At 44.4% G+C, this 21,458-nt stretch carries 14 protein-coding genes; 9 read left to right on the top strand and 5 right to left on the bottom strand.

All coding sequences use genetic code 11. The features are described from left to right. Nucleotides 1-183: 183 nt before the first annotated feature. From ACGHVY_RS11880 to ACGHVY_RS11850, 7 genes are all read left to right on the top strand, one after another. On the top strand, nt 184-1,383 hold the full coding sequence (locus ACGHVY_RS11880; RefSeq protein ID WP_308747106.1) for a glycoside hydrolase family 88 protein: 1,200 nt from the start codon (nt 184-186) through the stop codon (nt 1,381-1,383). 63 nt (nt 1,384-1,446) lie between these two features. Continuing rightward, nucleotides 1,447-4,611, top strand: coding sequence for a SusC/RagA family TonB-linked outer membrane protein (locus ACGHVY_RS11875; protein WP_390599233.1), 3,165 nt, complete (start codon nt 1,447-1,449; stop codon nt 4,609-4,611). A 23-nt stretch (nt 4,612-4,634) separates the two neighbouring features. Next, nucleotides 4,635-6,257, top strand: a complete 1,623-nt coding sequence (locus ACGHVY_RS11870) for a RagB/SusD family nutrient uptake outer membrane protein (protein WP_390599231.1) — start codon at nt 4,635-4,637, stop codon at nt 6,255-6,257. Between the two features lie 17 nt (nt 6,258-6,274). Beyond that, nucleotides 6,275-7,204 carry a DUF5017 domain-containing protein gene (locus ACGHVY_RS11865; protein WP_390599229.1) on the top strand — a complete coding sequence of 310 codons (930 nt, stop codon included), beginning with the start codon at nt 6,275-6,277 and terminating at the stop codon, nt 7,202-7,204. Between the two features lie 5 nt (nt 7,205-7,209). After that, on the top strand, nt 7,210-9,648 hold the full coding sequence (locus ACGHVY_RS11860) for a polysaccharide lyase family 8 super-sandwich domain-containing protein (RefSeq protein ID WP_390599228.1): 2,439 nt from the start codon (nt 7,210-7,212) through the stop codon (nt 9,646-9,648). A 34-nt stretch (nt 9,649-9,682) separates the two neighbouring features. Beyond that, a complete protein-coding gene (locus tag ACGHVY_RS11855; RefSeq protein ID WP_390599226.1) occupies nt 9,683-11,185 on the top strand; it encodes a fimbrillin family protein in 1,503 nt (500 codons plus the stop codon). Between the two features lie 23 nt (nt 11,186-11,208). Next, nucleotides 11,209-12,024: a fimbrillin family protein gene (locus tag ACGHVY_RS11850; protein ID WP_308747112.1), complete on the top strand. Its 816-nt coding sequence runs from the start codon at nt 11,209-11,211 to the stop codon at nt 12,022-12,024. A gap of 515 nt (nt 12,025-12,539) precedes the next feature. Here ACGHVY_RS11850 and ACGHVY_RS11845 read toward each other — a convergent pair. Beyond that, nucleotides 12,540-13,775 carry a fucose isomerase gene (locus tag ACGHVY_RS11845; RefSeq protein WP_308747113.1) on the bottom strand — a complete coding sequence of 412 codons (1,236 nt, stop codon included), beginning with the start codon at nt 13,773-13,775 and terminating at the stop codon, nt 12,540-12,542. A gap of 181 nt (nt 13,776-13,956) precedes the next feature. Here ACGHVY_RS11845 and ACGHVY_RS11840 point away from each other — a divergent pair, with 181 nt between their 5' ends. Then, complete coding sequence (locus tag ACGHVY_RS11840) at nt 13,957-15,156, top strand: pyridoxal phosphate-dependent aminotransferase (protein WP_022138953.1); 1,200 nt, start codon at nt 13,957-13,959, stop codon at nt 15,154-15,156. A 31-nt stretch (nt 15,157-15,187) separates the two neighbouring features. Next, complete coding sequence (locus tag ACGHVY_RS11835; RefSeq protein ID WP_390599223.1) at nt 15,188-16,432, top strand: ABC transporter permease; 1,245 nt, start codon at nt 15,188-15,190, stop codon at nt 16,430-16,432. Between the two features lie 37 nt (nt 16,433-16,469). Here ACGHVY_RS11835 and ACGHVY_RS11830 read toward each other — a convergent pair whose 3' ends face one another. Genes ACGHVY_RS11830 through ACGHVY_RS11815 form a run of 4 tightly spaced genes read right to left on the bottom strand, consistent with a single transcriptional unit; the run spans nt 16,470 to nt 21,399 of the window. Then, nucleotides 16,470-17,642 (bottom strand): glycosyltransferase, encoded by a 1,173-nt coding sequence (locus ACGHVY_RS11830; protein ID WP_390599222.1) that lies wholly within the window; start codon nt 17,640-17,642, stop codon nt 16,470-16,472. Between the two features lie 55 nt (nt 17,643-17,697). After that, nucleotides 17,698-18,723 (bottom strand): AI-2E family transporter, encoded by a 1,026-nt coding sequence (locus ACGHVY_RS11825; RefSeq protein WP_390599220.1) that lies wholly within the window; start codon nt 18,721-18,723, stop codon nt 17,698-17,700. A 56-nt stretch (nt 18,724-18,779) separates the two neighbouring features. Further along, a complete protein-coding gene (locus tag ACGHVY_RS11820) occupies nt 18,780-20,033 on the bottom strand; it encodes a HAMP domain-containing sensor histidine kinase (protein WP_308744700.1) in 1,254 nt (417 codons plus the stop codon). A 7-nt stretch (nt 20,034-20,040) separates the two neighbouring features. Continuing rightward, nucleotides 20,041-21,399, bottom strand: a complete 1,359-nt coding sequence (locus ACGHVY_RS11815) for a sigma-54 dependent transcriptional regulator (RefSeq protein WP_308744701.1) — start codon at nt 21,397-21,399, stop codon at nt 20,041-20,043. Nucleotides 21,400-21,458: the final 59 nt, after the last annotated feature.

Here is a 21,458-nt window from a genome sequence, read left to right as displayed (position 1 = left end):
TGCAATGGATTTGTGGCAAATAAGAGGTACGTTCTGAGTCTAAAAATACTACGCTTAGAGTCCCCAATGTATGTTGGGAAGGGGTGTAGACGCATGATGTATTCTTTATGGATTCAGGATTCGGTGCTTTTTCCGGGTGGCTGCTATCTTTGCGGTGTGAATAACAAAACTAATATTTATTATATGAGAAACTCTTTCTTAACTCTGGCAGGAATATCTGTTTTATTCTTCATTGGATGCAAATCGAAAGTGGTTGCAACCGGCGAACTTATTCCGGATAATGTGAATAATGCCGTTGAACAGTACTCTCTGATGACCAACCAAATAGAGGCAAGCGGGCAAGTATTGAATCCGCGTACATTGGATAAGGACGGAAAAACAGTTTATGTTCCGTATCGGGACTGGACGAGCGGATTCTTTCCGGGAAGTATGTGGTATTTGTATCATCTTACACAAGATAAAAAATGGGAAACACTGGCTGTGAAATATACGGAAGCGCTCGATTCGGTGCAATACCTCACTTGGCATCATGATGTGGGCTTTATGGCAGGATGCAGTTTCCTGAACGGGATGCGCCTGGGAAATAAGGACTATCGTTCAGTCATTGTCCGGACAGCGAAATCGTTATCAACCCGTTTTCGTCCGAATGCAGGAGTGATTCAATCGTGGGACGTGAACAATAGCTGGCAGGCGGAGAGGGGATGGAAATGTCCTGTGATTATTGATAACATGATGAATCTGGAATTACTTTTCGAAGCGACACGTCTTTCCGGAGATTCCACCTATTATAATATGGCAGTCAGCCATGCCGATCAAACGTTGAAAAATCATTTTCGTACTGATAACAGTTGCTATCATGTAGTAGATTATGACCCGGAAACCGGAGAGGTGCGCAAAAAACAGACGGCACAGGGATATGCGGATGAATCTTCTTGGGCGAGAGGGCAGGCATGGGCACTTTACGGATATACGATGTGTTACCGGTATACCCGCAATCCTGCTTATTTGACGCAAGCATGCAATATATACAATTTCATCTTTACGAATCAGAAACTTCCTTCCGACTTGATTCCGTATTGGGATTATGATGCCTTGAATATTCCCAATGAACCGCGGGATGTATCGGCGGCTGCCATTACAGCTTCCGCTTTGTACGAACTGAGCGGTTATGCGCCGGATATGAAATATAAAGGAACGGCGGATAAAATCATGGAAAGCCTGAGTACACCCGCTTATCGGGCGGAGATTGGAACGAACGGATGTTTTATTCTGAAACATTCGGTAGGAAGTATTCCTCATGGAGTGGAGATTGACGTTCCGCTGAATTATGCGGACTATTATTTTTTGGAAGCATTAAAACGTAAAAAGGATATAGGTAAATAGACTGGTTTTCAGGATAACAATTGAAACAAAAAACGAATTTGCATTAATTAGAACAATCGTATTATGAAAAATCGACAAAGTATGAAACGTGTCAGTTTATTATTATTGGCGCTTTGTTCCTTTACCTTCTCTTTTGCACAGATTTCGGTCAGTGGAAAGGTAATGGACGAATCGAACGAACCCATTATCGGGGCTAATGTAACTGTAAAAGGAGGAAAAACGGGAACGATAACAGACCTGAACGGAAATTTCAAGGTATCTGTCCCTAAACAATCTTCCGTGCTGGTGTTCTCTTTTATCGGATATGCTACTAAGGAAGTGACTGTCGGAAACAAGAAAACGCTGACTGTGGTGATGAAAGAAGACGGAGTACAACTGGATGAGGTGGTTGCCGTGGGATATGCAACGGTGAAGAAAAGTGATTTGACCGGTTCGGTAGCCAAAGTTGATATGGGGGATCTGAACAAGAGCCAGGTGCTTTCTTTCGACCAGGCTTTGGGTGGCCGTATTGCCGGAGTACAGGTAGTTACAGGTGACGGGCAACCCGGTTCGCAGGCTAATATTGTCATTCGTGGCAGTAATAGCATTTCCGAAACGTCGGATGGCAGTCCTTTGTATGTGATTGACGGTTTTGCTACGGAAGATGCCAATCCGGCTGCAATGAATCCGAATGATATTGAATCTATCGACGTATTGAAGGATGCGTCCGCAACGGCTATTTATGGTGCTCGCGGTGCTAATGGCGTTATTATCATCACTACCAAACGCGGTATGGAAAGTGCGCCGCGTGTCACATACGACGGATATATCACTTTTCAGGCTAAACCGAAATTCTTGAAGTTGCTGGAAGGACAGGATTATGTAGCTTTTCAGGAAGAAGCGCAGACTGCTTCGGAGATGGCAAGAACTTTTTATCGGTACGATGAAGCTTTGGGACGTAACCGGGTATTGGAAGATTACGCAAATATTCCTTCCATCAACTGGCAGGATAAAGTGTTCCGTTCCGCACCGATGACCAATCATCACATTGCTTTGAGCGGCGGTACCAAAAGTACCAAGTATAGTTCGAGTATCTCTTATTATAATCAACAGGGAATTATTGTCAACTCATCTTATGAGAGCCTGAAAGCTCGTGCTACACTCGACCAGCAGATTTCGAAGAAAGTGAAAGCGGGTCTTACTTTTAATTTTTCGAATAATACTTCCAAAGGGTCGGCTCCTTCACAAGGCGGAGGTGGGGCCACACAATATTTTCTTTATCAGGTATTGGCCTATCAACCGGTATATTATACCGATCCGGATAAGGTGCAGGACGATTTGATGCAACAAGACCCGAACTATCCTTATAATCCGGTGAAAACGATTGAGAATATGTATTCGAAGACATTAAGCCGGCAACTGAGCATGAATGCTTATTTGAATTGGGATATTGCCAAAAACCTGGTGTTTAGGGCTACTTTTGCCTACAACTGGCGTACAGATCGCAGTGAGGCTTATAATAATGCGGATACTTATTGGGGAGATCCCAAATATTCCGCCAAACATTCGAATGGAAACTTTTCGTATAAAGAATGGACGGGATGGTCGAATGAATATACATTGACTTATCGGAAAAAAGTGAAAGGTCATAATATATCGGCTATGTTGGGCGGTTCTTTGAATAGTAAAAACGTATCGGTACTGGGTGCCAGCTCTTCTATGGTGCCGTGGGATGCACTCGGATTCTGGGGAATATCTAACGGTACGCCGGATAAATTGACTTCCACAAATTTCGATGACCGGATTGCTTCTTATTTCGCCCGTTTCAATTATGACTGGAAATCGCGTTATTTACTGACAGCGACCGTGCGTGCTGACGGAACTTCCCGCTTTCCTTATCACAAATGGGGATATTTCCCTTCCGGTTCTTTCGGATGGCGTATTTCGGAAGAGAAGTTTATGAAAGGAACCCGTACCTGGCTGTCGAACCTGAAACTGAGAGCCGGCTGGGGAGCTACCGGTAACTGTAATACGTATAAGAACTATCCGTCCCAATTGTTATTCCTGGGCGATCAGAATTATGCTTTCGGCAATAATATAGACAATCCTGCCATTTATATTTCACAAATGGCTAATAAGAACATGAAGTGGGAGACTACTTATCAAACGAATATCGGATTGGACTTCGGATTCCTTAATAATCGCATTACCGGTCAGGTCGATATTTATAATAAAGAAACCAAAGATCTTTTGTTGGATGCGGAAGTTCCTTTATCATTGGGTTTCAGCAAGGTGCAGCAGAATATTGGCAGTATTCGCAACCGCGGACTGGAATTTGCTTTCAATACCGTAAACTTTGTTGGCGGAAAGGGACGCTTCAAATGGACGACAGGTTTCAATATCTCTTTCAACAAGAGTAAGATAACAGGGCTTTCCGGTGATCAGGATTTTTGGGTATCCAATATTCAATATCCTACCATTCAGAATCTCTATATTGCCCGTGTCGGTCATCCGATTTCAGAAATGTATGGATATGTGTATGACGGGGTTTATCAATATTCGGACTTCAATGAGGTATCTCCGGGAGTGTTCGTGTTGAAAGATGGTATTCCTAACAATACGAAGGACCGTAATAATATTCAGCCGGGTGACATGAAGTTGCGTGATGTGAACGGAGACGGAAAAGTGACACCGGAAGACCAGACGGTGATCGGACACGGACTCCCGGTACATATCGGCGGTTTTACTAACAACTTTGAATATAAGGGATTTGACTTAAGTGTTTTCTTCCAATGGTCGTATGGTAATGATGTGATTAATTACAACCGTTATAAGTTGGAAAACATGACGTCCAGAAATGCAAACCTGTTGGCGTCGGCCAAAGACCATTGGACACCGCGTATTGATAATGGTGACGGTACATATACGGAAGGTAATTATACGAATTATCTGTGCCGGGTGAAAGGGGATATCGGCAATATCAATACAAGCAGAGTAGTGGAAGATGCTTCATTCCTTCGTTTGAAGAATGTGCAACTGGGATATAATTTCCCCGTAAAATTGATTAAACGTTTGGGAATCTCTTCTTTACGACTCTACGTGAGCGGACAGAACTTGTGGACATGGACGAAATACACCGGTTATGATCCGGAAGTCTCTACCCGCAACTCTGCATTGACGCGCGGATTCGATTATTCGGCTTATCCCAAAACTACTTCATATACTTTTGGTGTGAAATTAGGATTATAACTAGTTATAAACAGGAGAATATCATGAAAAAAATAATATATATAGCAATAGCAGCTTTAGCTTTCTCGTCTTGCAATTTTCTGGATACAGAGGTGTATGGAAGTCTGGATGAAAACAACCTCTACCATGATGAAACAACCTGTATGGCAGGGCTTACAGGAGTCTATGACAAATTGGGAGCAGTGGGAACTTACGGACAAAACCTGTGGGGTGACTTGGATGCTGGTACTGATATCTGTGTCTATAATCGTTCGTATGGAATAGATAATGTCCAGGTTTCCACTTATAATTACAATAATACGGATGCTAGCATCGAGACTACATGGAAGGATTTATACGAGGGCATCAACCGGGCGAATGACTACATTCCCGCAATTGAGTCCCGTACCGAAGAAGAGTGCGGTGGCAAACAGAAAAAAGCGATGTTTATCGGAGAGGCGAAAGCATTGCGTGCTCTCTATTATATGAATCTCGTTGCATTCTGGGGAGAAGTACCTTTACGTCTGGAAGTGGTGCGCGATCTTTCTCAGCAACAACTGAAAAAATCTCCGCAATCTGCAATCTATGAACAGATTATTCAGGATTTGCTGGATGCGGAACAGGCTTGTCGTCCGGCGGACGAACTGAATGCTCCGGGGCGTATTTCAAAGACAACGGTGCAGGCGTTATTGGCTCGTGCATATATGTGGGAAGCCGGTTATCCGGTAGAAGCGGACACATGGGGAGAAGCATTGAAATGGGCACGTGAAGTGAAGAAGAGCAGGCTTCATGAGCTTTATCCCGAAACGGACGGTGTGAACGGATATCGTGCCATGTTTATAAATATGTGTTCCAATCAGTACGATTTAATTCACCGGGAGAGTATGTTTGAGGTGGAATTCTATGGAAATGGAATGGATAAGACTAATGAAAGCGGTAAGGTGGGATTATATCTTGGTATCAGCCAGGGGCTTCAGACCGATCCGGACACTCCTTTTGCTTATGCCTGGTATGATGGAACGCGTATCCTTTTCAAGATGTATGAAGAAGAAGATGCACGTAAATGGTGGAATTTTGGAGATTATACCTATCAGACGAACAACAATAAAGCCGTAAAGACTCCTCTTACTGATGCGGAAAAAGCTAAAAAGGAAGATGGAAATCCGGGTAAATGGAGAGCGGAATATGATCCGGTACGCCCGTGGGCACGTAACAACTCTTCAATTAATTTTCCGGTAATGCGCTATGCCGACGTATTGCTTATGATAGCCGAATGTGCCAATGAAGTAAATGGCGGGCCTACTCAGGAAGCTGTCGATGCAGTGAATGATGTGCGCAGACGTGCTGGAGCAACTTTGGTTTCTTTAAGTGATTTTAGCGGAGCAGAAGATTTCCGGGAGTTTGTGCGTGAAGAGCGTGCACGGGAATTATGCTTCGAAGTGCCACGCCATATGGAACTGCGCCGGTATGGGAAAGATTATTTCTTTAACCGGATACGGTTGCTGAAAGAACAGGCAACTGATGAAAATGGAAGCAGGATAGGGTATGATTTGACAAATGTAAAAGCTGTTCCGGCTATTAATCTGGAAGAGAAACATTTGTATCTTCCTATTCCCCAAGCCGAATTGAACACGAACCCGACGTGTGGACAAAATGAAAACTGGTAATTCTTAAAAGTAACATTATGAAAAAGATAAATATATATGTAGGATTATTGCTTGTGGGCGGTTTCTTTGCCTCTTGTGATGCCGATAGTGTGGATAGTATTGATTTTGGCGTGAATCTTCGCAATGAACAGCAGGAGATTTACGTCGGGGATGAAGTGACATTCGATTTTGATGGAAATCCGGATTATATCGTGTTTTATTCGGGTGAAGACGGTCATAAATATGCCAATAAAGACCGGTTGAAGGTGGATGTGGAGTCTATGAGTTTGTCGTATACGATGAAACAGGTATATACAAAGCCTTCTTATCAGAATCGTGCCAATATGCATATTTATGTATCGGAAGACTTTAAAGGACTTTGTACTGCCCAGGGAATTGAAGAAGCCACATGGACGGAACTTTCAGGGGCAGGTGGCTGGAAAGTTCCTACATGTCCTAACGTAACTACCGAAACGGTTACGGATAACGGGGATTTATCCGGCTATATGGATAAAAAGTTTTATTTGGCTTTTCAGTATGAGACTCCGGCTTCGGAAGAGTATCAGCCCCGTTTCGATATTGAACCTTTGACGTTGACTAAAATGGTGGAAGGACAAGAAATCAAGATGACCAATCCTGAAAAGGAATTTGGGTTTACGTATGTATTTCCGAAAGGAAAGCCGGCAGGTAATTATAATCCGAGTGCGACGAGACTTCTGTTTCAACCCTCGTCAGATAACACCGGGTTGCCGGCTGAAATATGGGCTATCAGTCAGCAGCTTGATCCTTCGGCTGTGTCTCCCGATGAAGGAACTCCCATCAAATCGTTAGATACGACCGCTCCCTCATACACATATAAATATATGGCTCCGGGTGAATATGTCGTGACGTTTGTAGCGCGTAACGCCAATATGTGGAATGTGGAAAGTGCAGTAAGAGAGATAAAAATAACAGTTAAGGAAAGATGAGGACTATGGTAAGGTTGAAATATTTATATGTAGTGGCTGCTTTTTCAGCCGTTTCGCTGGTGTCTGCGCAGAATGCGGAAAGGCAATTGGCTTTCGATAATTATCACCGCTATTTTGAAGAAGCGCAGCGGACTCCGCTGGATGCGGAAAAGGAGAAAGGACTAAAGCATTTCCGTGATTTTTATGCTGTCACTCCTTACCGCGGTCATGAGTTGAAGCGTGTTATGCCATTGCCGGACATTCTTGCTCACTGGCAGGATGACGGTCATTTCGCTGACCTGGAAGAAAGAGAACAACAAGTGATGGCGGGCAATGACCAGGGAGCTGTCGGAGAGCTTCTGTCTGATGCATTCTTTCGTATCTGGAAGGTGGCGGAAGAGTTCCGTACCGACCGTATGGGATACTCTTTGGATAAGAAGGTGTTTAAAAAGTGTCAGAAAGCAATTCTTCATTATGGCAATCTGGAAGTGAGCCGCAGCAATAGGGTACATCGTTTTCATGCTTCCTGTTTTGCCATTCCTACGGCGGCGGTTAATACCTATTTCTGTTTTCTGAAGCAGATGGATAAGGTAGAAGCCGGAAAGAATAAAGACCGGGAATTGACGGAGGTTTGCGATATGCTGAAAGTATTGGGATTGCAGGCGTGGACACAACCTCTCCGGCAGGACGAGACGGATAAGAATGTAGTGCAGATTGAACGTTTTCGTCAGCATGTCTGGTGGGTAGGTGGCAATGCATTGGCATACCGTTCGTTGCTTCCGGTAGCGGTGATGTATCAGTCGGTACCGATGATTGAACTGCTGAGTGAAGTGGCAAAGCGGGGAATCGGACGTACGGCACAACCTGTCTATGATGAGGCTTTTTGGACGGAAGGTTGTACCGCAGACGGAGCTGGCTGGGGACATGGAATGCAATGCCTGATTTGGGGATATCCTATTGACGGTACATTGAGTGCGCTTGGTATGCTGACTTCTTTAAAGAACACTCTTTGGGAAACTAAACTGGATAAGGATAATGTAGAAACGTTGTTCAACTATATCGAGGGTAGCAACTGGTTCTATTATAAAGGGTATCCGTTGCCGTATTTAGATAGGAGTACCGCCCAATATAATCCTGATAAAAGGGATATCCGTTCTTTGGGCATAGCGAGACAGTTGTTGAAGGACTGGTCGGACTCTTTTGATACCCGGCAGCAGAATGAACTGAACAGTTTCAAAAAAGAAGCGGAACAGCGGAATATTAATATGAACGGCTGTCCTGCCGGATTATATAGCGGAACGCGCTGGTTCTTTAATAATGATAAGTTGATAAAGAAAAATGATCGTTACCATATCTTTGTGAATATGGCATCCGTTCGTTGCGACGGTCTTGAAAGTGCTCCCGGATTCGCTGATGCCTATAATTTCTATCCTACGGATGGCATGACTTTGTTTCAGAAACGTGGAAATGAGTATGCTCAGGTAATCGGTGCCTGGGATGTGACCGCCACACCGGGAGTCACGGCTAGAGAAGGAATGGACAGGCTGGTGCCGGTTACTAACTGGCGAGGGTATTGCAGCAAGCATAATTTCGCTGCTGCGGCTACGAATGGCGGAGAGAATGCCGTTGCAGGTTATCTCTTTGAGAAGATGAACGCTTCGGAAAAGGAGGGTGTGAATGATAAAGGAAATAATGTTCGGAAAAACGAAGTTCTTTATGGTGTAAAGGCTTACAAATCCTATTTCATGCTGGGAGATTATATGATAGCTTTGGGAGCCGGAATCACTAACCTGAATCCGCAAATGGAGGGAACGATTCGCACTACGATTGATCAGACGTTACATGAAAGTGATGTGTTGGCGATGCAGGATGGCAGGCAAATACCGGTAGGGAAGGGAGTATGGTCATTCTTTGTGGGCGACAAGCCTGTGTGGGTGATGCAGAAAGGTAAATTCTCTTATACTATATTGCCCGAATATACCCGAAACGCTTCTTTTGTTTACGAAACCAAAAAAACGGACTGGGTGGGACGGAATGGTGCCAACAAAGGGAAAAAGGACTTGCCCGGACAAGTAGATATCCTTCGTCTGTGGATAGACCATTCCCGGACTCCGGTGGATGATACTTATGGCTATGTAGTGTATGCCGGCGATGAAATGCCTGCGGACAAACTGCCATTTCAGGTATTGCGCAATGATACGCTGGTACAGGCTGTTGAGAATAATAACGGTGAAGTGGTGGAAGCGGTCTTTTATAAAGAGGGAACTCGCTTGAAGGCTTCTCGCGGAGAATTGTCCGTATCGGCTCCTTGCGCAGTGCTGATAGATAAAGACAAATTGTCTGTTGCGGATGCGACGATGAATCCGGATTGCAAAGAAATCATAGTGGATTATGGCGGTAAACGGATAACAGTAGCCATGCCGCAAGGGATGTTGTGCGGCAAATCTGTGACGGTGAATTTATAGACAACGAATGAAAAACTTTTAAATGAATACCAATATGAAAAATAAGTTATTCAATATAATTACAGGAATGTTCATTGCATCCTTTTTCTGCGGATGTGAGAATAGCGATACGGAAGACAGCCGATTGGAGCAGATTCCGGCTGTATTGTCCGGTAAAGCTTATACTTTTGATCCGGAAACTGAAGGAGAAATCTGGAAAGCCGGTAAATTTGTCGGGATGTATATGCTGAAAGAGAATACGGCGGAGTGTGTGGCATCTTATCAGAATGTGCAATACCAGACCACTGTGGAGCCGCTGGGTTATTTTACTCCGACCGCCAAGGAGGATGTGCTTTATTATCCGCAGGATGGAAGTAAAGTGGATATCATTGCTTATTATCCATGGAAAGAGGATTTGACGGATGACAGGTATCCGTTGAATGTAAGCAATCAGGCAACTGCTGCTAATTTTAGCTTTTTATATGCCGGCAATGGTAAGGGGTTAAGTAAGGATAATAATAGGGTGACTTTTGAACTTCGTCCTGTATTGTCGGAAGTTATATTCAAGTTGATTGCGGGGGATGGGGTCACAGATCAATATCTGGAAGAATCGGCTATCACTGTTGCCGGAATGAATACAAAAGCGGATTTTAATTTAGTATCGGGACAGTTTGAGGCGGTTACAGAGGTAAAAGATATTAGTTTTGTAGCTTTAGAAGATGCCAATGGAGCTTCCGGGCAGGTATTTCCTACGGTTATTGATGATAGCCATGTTGCCAGTATCAGATTATCAAAGATGAACCGGGAATATCAGTGGAGCTTGACTGAAGAGATAAGTGAACTGAAACCGGGAATGCGATATACTTGCAGTGTCACTGTGGGACTTAATAAAATAGAGGTCGTTACCGATGAAGAACCGATTGCTGATTGGGGGAATGGCAGTAATAATGAAGTGGCCGGAAGTGAGAACTTAATCGGAACCTTGATTGAAGATTTACCGTTGGGAACAATGGTATATGGCTTGAATGACCCGTTAGGCAAAATAACAGAAGGTACATGGTTCTATACAAGAAATAATGCAACTCCGGACGAAAGTCAGTTGAAATCTGTCGTAGAAAAAGATGAGACAATAGGACACAATGTCATTCGTACTACTTTTATCAGCAAGGGGTCATGGTTTGCTGGCTATACAGGCTATCGTATGAAAAATGCCGGAAAGACAAAATACAGAATTACGCTGAAAGCTAAAGGGACAAATGGGACGAATCTCCGGTGTTTTATTCAGAATGCCAATGGAACAGACTTGAAAACTGCTGTCTTTGTCGCTTCAGGAAACTACAATGGATATCTACAAGTAAATCTGAAAGATACGTATCAGGAATACACGCTGGATTTCGACTTTTCCAAAGTGGTAGTGGATCCGTATGGGCATGCGGAAGCGGACTCCCGCGAAGCGACCGAACAGGCGTTGGCTGACTACTTTATCGCTTTCGGCCATCCCAGTGTTGCTAATTTGGATTTCTATATAGCGGAAATTTCCATGACAGAGTTGAAATAGTAATCTTTTAAATACGAACGAATATGAATAAACAAAATATACTGATGGGAATAATAATGGCATCCGGTCTTTTATTCTCTTGTGAACAGGCGGAGATGGAGCATACTCTTGTTGCATCCAATGCAGGAAAAGAAGTATCTTTTCAGATAGGTATTTCTTCGTTGACCCGCACTGCCACTACCGGCAATAAAACTGTTTTTGTAGCAAATGACGAGTTGGGGCTTTTTGCGGTCAATCGTAGTAGCTTGAATGTGATAGACGGTCAGGGAAATCTGAAATATGTCTATCAGGGCAATCACTTGGATGCAGAGAAGGCCATCACTTTCCCGATAGATGGAAGTTCGGTGAATTTTTATAGTTATTATCCTTATTCAGCTTCTGTCACAACTACTACATTTGAACATCAGGTGGCAAAAGACCAGTCTGTAGGAGATGCCTATGACCAAAGTGATCTTCTTCTGGCGGGTCATACCACTTCTACTGCGGACGATACTTCCATTACCCTTTCTTTTGCTCACAAGTTGGCATTGGTGGAAGTCATTTTGCCTTCGGACAAAGTGGGTGTTTCTGCCGAAATGAAGGCAAAACGTACGGTAACCGTGGATTTGTTGAAGCAAACCGCCACGCTGAAAGACGCTGAAACTGAAGAATGGATTATTATGAAAAAAGTATCGGATACTGTATTTCGTGCCGTTGTTCCTGCGCAAACTTTAGGTGCGGGACATCTGATCCGCATAAAATTAGATAGTGGAGGATATTATCATTATAGTATAGCTTCCGGAGTGACATTGGCTGCTAATGAAATCAATACTTTCAGTATGCCTGATAATAATGATTGATGATACTATTATAAAAAGATACGGAAGAAACAATTAAATGCTTGCATTGAATGTTTCTTCCGTATCTAAGATATAAATATCTAACTTCGCTGTTGATTTGGATGAATAATAGGAAGATTTAGTAAGTTCTTCCTAGTCTATTAATCTTTTCTGCCGTTCTATTAATCAATTCATCTAAATGAATTATCCGGTTGCACTTGTGTAACTGGAGTGATACACAAGAGTAACCGCATTGTTGCACTTGTCTGTCCAGGCAGTTGCATAAGTGTAATTAGATACTTGCCTGTTGGATATGAAGATAATAGATGAATGTTATAGTAATCTTTTGATTATTAGTGCGATATAGGAAAAGTGCAGTTTCCCTTCAGAAAAAGGCAAAAACATCCTATTGTTTTTTGTAAACTTATCTTAAAAATAGGACGTTTTTAGACTTAACTGTTTGATTATTAGCTCTGCCACATTTTTGTATTTCCCCCCTATAATACTTAAGAATAATACAAAAATGTGGCACGGGTTTATTCAGTTCGTTTGCAAGCATTTGCCAAGAAGAACTCGTTTAATGCATCTTCATAGTTTCCATGAACCAGGATATGATGATTGCCCAATGGATTCTTCAGGAAGTATTCAGCCGGAGTATTCATGCGGATGCGTACTTGTGTACGGCACATATTGATATAATTCGTATTTTCGGATAGTGTTCCCGTAGACAGGTAATATTCGTCCAGACATTCGCCGCCGCACTTTATGATAGTCACGTCTCCCGTCGGGAGCAGTCCCTGGATGGCAATTCCTTTTTCTGTCTCGAAATGATTACGGATAATATACCTTTCCGTTTGTTTGAGCCCGATGGTACAGTGGGCTAATATAAGTTCGTTGGTACGTGCATTAATCATGGAAGGGTTTGCCATGAATCCGTCTTTTCCGGTTAGAGACTTTACGGCGAGCAGGGTGAATATGGATTGAAGGTCACCTTCGCAGCCTGCCATTATTCCATCATCGTTCAGCAAGGACAATGCCAGACAGCCGGTAGTGTCGATTTGCTCAATCAGTTTGAAGCAGCTCAATGTCAATGCTTCCAGTTTCTCTTCCTCGCATACTTTCTTGATAGCCCGATATAGCCGCATCGCTTTGATAATATCTTCGGGAGTTCCCTCGCGGCAGGCGAGAGCTTGCGAGGCGACTGCGGCACAGGAAGCACCCACCTGTTCATCTGTGATTTGTTGAAAATGTTCATAGACACGTTCCAGCGGAATGTCTATGTATTCGATGCCCCAACGGCGTTTTGCCAGCAGATAGTCAACATTACTGGCAACCAGCCAGGAAGAAGGAGTTCCGATGACTCCGATACGTTTGCCGAATAAAGAACGTTGTGCCCGGAAATTATTATAAAGTATATGTACACGTTGTATAATGGACGGCAATTCACCGTGAAGGATTTCGCTTTTCATTCCCCTTCCGCGAAGCCATGTAGATATCTCCAGGGCGGCTGCAAGTGAGTTCTGCATGCCATCCGCCAGTAAGATGGCAGGGCGGGGAAGGCGTTCGAAATGTTGGATGACCAGTCTTTCCACTCCGCCGGTAGCGATAAAAATAATCTTGAAATCATCACTTGTCAACTTATCCATATCTTGATAATCGACAAGCTTGACAGTATAATATTTTTCGAGTTCGCTTAAAATCCCTTCATGCGAACTGCGCAGCGTGGCTTGTTTATGAAGGATTGACGCGAATGAGATAAGGTGTATGGTCATTATGATATTGTTTTAAGTTTTCCGTATGACAAATGTATAGCTTTATTTTCAAAATCCCATAACGTTTTTAACCTTGCTAAGGTTTTTAAAGTTTTTATGTCTCTGTATTCAAATTATTGCGTACATTTGCAACTCCAAGTAGAAAAAGTAAATAGTAATTAAGTAATTTGTAGTTAAAATTATGCCAACCATATCCATTCGCGGAAATGAGATGCCTGCATCTCCTATCAGAAAACTGGCTCCTTTGGCAGACGCTGCCAAGCAACGCGGAGTCCATGTATTTCACCTGAACATCGGACAGCCTGACCTGCCCACTCCTCAGGCCGCGATTGACGCGATACGCAACATTGACCGCAAAGTGCTGGAATACAGTCCCAGCGCAGGTTACCGTAGCTATCGCGAGAAACTGGTAGGATATTATGCAAAGTTCAATATCAACCTGACGGCAGACGATATAATCATTACATCGGGTGGTTCGGAAGCGGTATTGTTTTCTTTCCTTTCCTGCCTGAATCCGGGGGACGAGATTATTGTTCCGGAACCGGCTTATGCCAATTATATGGCATTCGCCATCTCTGCCGGAGCGAAAATTCGCACCATTGCCACGACTATCGAAGAAGGTTTCTCGCTTCCGAAAGTGGAGAAATTTGAAGAGCTGATAAATGAACGCACCAAAGCGATACTGATTTGTAATCCGAATAACCCGACCGGTTATCTGTACACCCGTCGCGAGATGAATCAGATTCGTGACCTGGTGAAGAAATATGATTTGTTCCTCTTCTCCGACGAAGTTTATCGTGAATTTATCTATACCGGTTCTCCTTATATCTCTGCCTGCCATTTGGAAGGCATCGAGAATAATGTGGTACTGATTGACTCCGTTTCGAAACGTTATTCGGAATGTGGAATCCGTATCGGTGCGCTGATTACCAAGAACAAAGAGATACGTGACGCTGTTATGAAGTTCTGCCAGGCTCGTTTGAGTCCCCCTTTGATTGGACAGATTGCTGCTGAGGCTTCACTGGATGCTCCGGAAGAATACTATCGCGAGACGTATGACGAATACGTGGAACGTCGTAAATGCCTGATTGACGGCTTGAACCGTATTCCGGGTGTTTATTCTCCGATTCCGATGGGGGCTTTCTATACGGTGGCAAAACTTCCGGTAGATGATTCGGACAAGTTCTGTGCCTGGTGTCTTTCGGACTTCGAATACGAAGGACAGACGGTATTCATGGCTCCGGCTTCCGGTTTTTATACAACTCCGGGTTCCGGTATCAACGAAGTCCGTATTGCCTATGTGTTGAAGAAAGAAGATTTAACCCGCGCGCTTTTTGTCTTGCAGAAGGCTTTGGAAGCGTATCCGGGAAGAGTGGATTAATCATTAATCACTAACCGTTAATCACTGAAAATTGTCTCTATCACTTTTCATAGCCCGGCGTATCTATCGTGAAAGCGATGGCGGAAAGCAGGTGTCACGTCCTGCGGTCCTCATTGCCATGGCGGGTATTGCTATCGGGCTGGCTGTGATGATTATTGCCGTGGCGGTGGTTATCGGGTTTAAAGGTGAAGTGCGGAATAAAGTCATAGGATTCGGTTCGCATATCCAGATTACCAATCTGGATGCGGCGAGTTCTTATGAGACTCATCCGATTATGGTAGGGGATAGCATGATGGCAGCCCTTGCCGCCTATCCTGAAATAAGCCATGTACAGCGTTTCTCTACCAAACCGGGCATGATAAAGACGGATGATGCTTTTCAGGGAATGGTGCTGAAAGGTGTCGGGCCGGAGTTTGACCCTCGTTTCATGCAAGAGTATCTGTTGGAAGGCGAGATTCCCGTTTTCAGTGATTCGGTTTCCAGCAATCAAGTGCTTATTTCCAAGGCTTTGGCTACGAAGATGAAGTTGAAGCTGGGGGATAAAATATATACCTATTATATACAGGACGATGTCCGTGCGCGTCGGTTGACTATTGCCGGGATTTATCAGACGAACTTTTCCGAATACGATAATCTCTTTTTATTGACTGACCTGAACCTGGTGAACCGCTTAAATGGTTGGCAGCCGGAGCAGGTGACCGGGGTGGAACTTCAAGTGAAAGATTATGATAAGCTCGAAGATACGACGTATGAAATAGCGGTCGACACTGACAACCAACAGGATGAACTGGGCGGCGTGTATTATGTGCGTAACATCGAACAGTTGAATCCCCAGATATTTGCATGGCTTGATTTGTTGGACTTGAATGTGTGGGTGATTTTGATTCTGATGGTAGGCGTTGCCGGTTTTACCATGATTTCCGGGTTGCTGATTATCATTATCGAACGTACGAATATGATTGGTATCCTGAAGGCTTTGGGAGCTACCAATTTTACGATTCGTAAGACCTTCCTCTGGTTTGCTGTTTTCCTGATTGGCAAAGGTATGCTTTGGGGAAATGCTATCGGGCTGGCGTTCTGTATCCTTCAATCCCGGTTCGGTATTTTCAGGCTCGATCCGGAGACCTATTATGTGGATACCGTTCCGGTTTCTTTCAATATCCTGCTTTTCCTTCTGATTAATATCGGCACATTGCTGGCTGCCGTCCTGATGTTGATAGGCCCTTCGTTCCTGATTACTAAAATCAATCCGGCAAGTTCTATGAGATATGAGTAAATCCCTTTTCTCTTCTATATATAAGTGAACGAGTTTGTCACCTTCTCATAAAGTCTCCCTTACCCCGGAAGAAGCGGCAGAGTTTGAAATTTAATGATTGTATCGGTTGCAGGATATCGAATACAGGCAGTGAGAAATAATATTTCCTGTTGCCGCCCATTTCTTTGGCAGTCTGATTGATGATAACGGCTTGCACGGTGTAGCGAATCAGCCAGAGTAATAACGCAATGCCTGCTGCTACCCAGTGGAAGCTAAGGATGCCGAATACGATACCGGCGATGCAGGCAACGTAAAATAACAGGCGTGATAAGGTTTCAAAACCTAATAAGTAGCGTTGTGCTCCGCGGTAAAAGCGTGAGGTGGCTATATAGCTGACTTTTTCTTCTTTCCAGTCTTTATAACGGTAAACGGGTTGTATCCGCATGGTCGCGTTGAAGTCCGTTTCCACACGGGTATTGGTGTTGTTTGCCATCTGGTTGACGAACAGGTCGTCTTCTCCGCGTTGCAGGTTCAGATATTTGGAATATCCTTTTTGCTTGAAGAATAATTCTTTGCGGTAAGCCATATTGCGCCCGATGCCCATGTATGGTTTTCCTGCCAGGGCGAAGCCCAGGTAGCGTAATGACTGGAATAAGGTGTCGAATGCGACACGTTTGTGCAGCCAGCCTTTGGTGCGGTCGTATCCGCTGTATCCCAGTACGATTTGAGTTTGCGAGGTGAAGTTGCGTGCCATCAGTTTCAGCCATTGGTTGCTTGCGGGCAGGCAGTTCGTTTCCGTGAATACAAGCCAGTCGTGTTTGCTGGCTTTGATGCCTAAGGTCAGAGCCAGTTTCTTGTGGCTGATATAGCGGGCGCTGTCCGGTGTAAAGCTATGATAGAGATGGGGATATTTCTCTTCCATATATCCCAGCACATCTTCTGTCTCGTCGGTGGAAGCGTCGTTGATGACAATGACTTCAAACTGTGGGTAATCCTGTTCCAGGATAGCTGGAAGGAATTTACGCAGGTTATCAGCTTCGTTGCGCGCGCAGATGATGACGGAAAGTGGCGGCAATTCCCGTGTGAAGTGAACTTCCTCTTTGCGCACTGCTCTGTTACGTACGTATATCCGGTTGTACAAACCGAAATAGTAAATAAGCTGAATGATAAAAAGAATACCTGCCGCCGATAAAAGAATCAGCTCGACAGTATTGAATGTAAATGCTTCCATTGAATTATAGTGTCGTTTTTACGACCGCAAAAGTACGCATTTTTTCGGTAGTCCCTCATCTCGAAGGCAGGTTATTTCGTAAATCCAGATATTCTTTCTTGAACATATCGACAAAAAGAAAGAATAGCGAGAGTAATAGCGGGCCGAAGATAACTCCCATAAATCCGAATATCGGTAAACCGATGACTACTCCGAAGATGGTAATCAGCGGATGGGTGTCTGCCATTTTCTTTTGAAGGATAAAACGAATCAGGTTGTCGGACTGTGAGACGACAATAGCTCCATATGCAGTGAGTCCGACGGCATTGAACCAGTCCCCGCTGATGGCAAGGTAGGCGGCTACGGGAAACCATACCAAGGCAGTGCCCACCATCGGAATGATGGTAGCGAAACAGGTGAGGAAACCTAATAGTAAAATATTGGGCGCTCCGAAGATAAGATAGCCTATCATGGCAACACATCCCTGGATGATAGCCAGCAGAGGGATACCGATAGCGTTGGAACGTACAATCATATTGATTTCGTGAATCACTTCCTGCGTGTTTGACTCATTGAACGGGAGAATGGCATTGACATATGCTTCCATCTTTTTCCCGCCTATCAACATGAAGTAAAGTACAAATACCATGACGAACAGATTGATGGCAAGGCTGCTGACACTTTCCATGATTATCTGTCCGATGCGGGGGAGAATGGAGACGATGAATGACAATGTATCTTTGCCCAGTACATCATATCCTGTCTTTTCCTTGATAAACTCCGCTACTTGCTGGATAGGCTCGATGAGAGTCTGCGGGGCCAGATTGATGTCCTGAAGTTTGTTCACTACCAGCCATATTGTCAATCCGAGAGGGACAAGAAACACTAATATGGTTTCTCCCGTAATCAGTAGCGCACTGACGCTGCGTTTCATTTTCCGCTTTTCCGTCAGGTGGTTCATTTGCGTACGTACCAGTATATAGATGGTAAGTGCTCCCAGCAATCCCCCTAGAAAGGGAGTGATTTGCCGGAAGATGATAACTCCCATAAACAGGATAATGACAATGAGGGAATATTTCCAGTATTGTTCTTTGATGCTCATATCGTGTAAGTAATTCGTTTACACAATAAACACTCAAAGAGGTGGAAAGGTTTGTTTTATAATGGCATATCAATATGAAAAACTGTTTTGCCGGGTTTGCTTTCCTGAATGGTGAGATGCCCGCCGTGAAGGCGGACGATTTGTTTGCATAGATTTAATCCGATGCCGCTGCCTTCTGATTTGGTAGTAAAAAAAGGAATAAATATCTTTTCTTGTAACTCGGGTGAAATCCCTGAGCCGTTGTCTTCAATGTCAATGGATATGCGTTCGTCTTGCTGTGCGCGGATACTGATTCTTCCTTCTTTCTTTCCTTCCAGCGCTTGCATGGCGTTTTTCAGAAGGTTGAGCAGGACTTGGGAGAGTTGGTTCTCATCGCCTTTCATATAAATTGTTTCGGGACGGCAGGTCAGTGTGAAGGCGATATTGTTTTCTTTGAAGTCGCCGGACAGGAGTTCCCGGAGATTTTGCAGGGTTGCCGAAAGTGAGAAAAGTCTCTTTTCGGGTTGGGGCAGGTAGGAGAGGTGACGGAATGATTCGGTAAATTGTAACAGGCGTTCGCTTTGCGCCTGAATGATGCGGAGCCCGCGAACCGCTTTTTCGTTGATGTCCGGATAGGCGGATAGTGTTTGCGACAGGGAGATAATGGGAGCAATGGTGTTCATTATTTCATGGGTGAGCACGTGGCTTAGTTTGTTCCATGATTCACTTTCCTTGTCGCTAAGTTCGTCGCCGATATCCTTGATAGATAAGAGGGTGATTGTCTCATCTTGTAGTTTCATCCGGCTTTCCGAAAGGCTGAGATGTTCCTTTCTCCCTTTTTCTTGCAACAGGGACTCCAATTGCCGGTATCGGGTTAATTGCTGGCAGTCTAACAAGGAGAGGGCGGCACTGTTTGCCATGATTATCTTTCCGGTAGAATCCCATGCCAATACCCCGCTGGGCACTTCTTCCAGGAGTGAGCGGTAGAAGTGTTCCTGTCTGGAATATTCAGATTGGGTTTTGGCGAGCAGTAGATTGATGCGGTTGAGAGAACGGTTCAGCTTTTCCTGTTCCTTGCTGACGTGGTGTTCGGGGAAGTAGAGCATATTGTCTTTATCTTCTATGGCATCGAAAAAGATACGCAACTTTTGATTGAATGAATTTAGCTTGTTCACCAGTCCGCTGATTTGGAAGAGGGAACAGACAATCAATAATGTGCCTGTTACAAATCCGCGTTGTGAGATGATAAGCCAGGCACCTGTTCCCGAGGTGACGAGAATGAGCATGACGTGTAGCAATATAATCCAATAGATGTGTCGGCTGAATATCATGTGTTGTTCAGGGTTTGAAGCGTTTTAGTTTGTTATAGAGTGTCTGACGGCTGATTCCCAGTTGCTCGGCAGCGGCAGTCAGGTTTCCGTTATTTTGCAGAATAGCTGTTTCAATGGCCTGTCTTTCCACTTCTTCCAGATTGGGGACAGTGCTGGTGGTCAGCGGTTTCCAGGTTTGTTTTACCAGAATATCTTTGGGACGTATCACGTTGCCTTCACATAATATAACGGCTTTCTCGATAGTGTGCTGTAATTCCCGGATATTGCCCGGCCAGTGGTAGGAGCGTAGTTTCTCAATCGTTTGCTCATGCATCCGCATTTCCGGACGTTGGTATTTTGATGCGAAACGGTGGAGAAAAGTTTCGATGAACAGGAGTATGTCGTCTCCCCGTTCCCGTAATGGAGGGATTTCCAGGTGGATGGTGTTGATACGGTAGAACAGGTCTTCGCGGAATATTCCTTGTTTCACCATTTCCGGAATGTCTTTATTGGTGGCGGAAATGAGCCGGATATCAACGGGGATGACTTTGTTGCTTCCGATTCGGGTGATATTCCTGTTTTGCAGTACGGTCAGTAGTTTGGCCTGCAATGCAAGGGGAAGATTCCCAATCTCATCCATAAAAAGCGAACTGCCGCTGGCTGCTTCGAACTTTCCCGGACGGCTTTCATAAGCGTCCGTAAAAGCTCCGCGCTCGTGACCGAAAAGTTCGCTTTCGAAGAGGGATTCGCTGATGGCTCCCATATCAATACTTGACATGGAGCGGGTATTGCGTGGAGACAGGCGGTGTATCTCCCTTGCCAGCATTTCCTTTCCGGTTCCGTTTTCTCCGGTTATCAAGACGTTGGCATCGGTCTTGGCTACTTTATTGACCACCTTTATTAATTGTAGCATGGCAGGAGAATGTCCTATCAGCATTTCCGGTTTGTTCGGATTACCGGAGCCGGTGGTTGGGTTCTTTGGTTTTGGGGAGCTTTTCCCGTTCGATTTATGATTGTATGCTTCCTTTATTTTCTGAACCAGTGTCCGGTTATCCCAGGGTTTGAGAAGAAAATCGGTGGCTCCGTTCTTCAAGGCTTTTACGGCCAGTTCCACATCTCCGTAGGCAGTCAGCATCACCACAGGGAGGGTAGGGCGGATTTCGTGAATACGCTTCAGCCAGTACAATCCTTCGTTGCCGTTATTGATACCTGCCGAGAAATTCATGTCAAGGATTACAATATCAATGGAAGTGGTAGTGAGCAGTGTCGTTATTTGATTCGGATTGGCAGCAGTACGGACGGTGCTGAACTCATTTTCGAGTAATAGCTCCAGAGAAGTCAACACACTTTTATTATCATCTACTATTAAAATAGTTCCGGTTTCCATATATGTAAGATTGGGGGTATCTGTCTGGGTTGAATGATTCTTTAAGTTTTCGGGTAAAG

The sequence above is a fragment of the Bacteroides sp. f07 genome, from assembly GCF_042854785.1.
In the GTDB taxonomy this organism is placed as follows: domain Bacteria; phylum Bacteroidota; class Bacteroidia; order Bacteroidales; family Bacteroidaceae; genus Bacteroides.
This window is presented reverse-complemented; position numbering and strand designations above follow the sequence as displayed.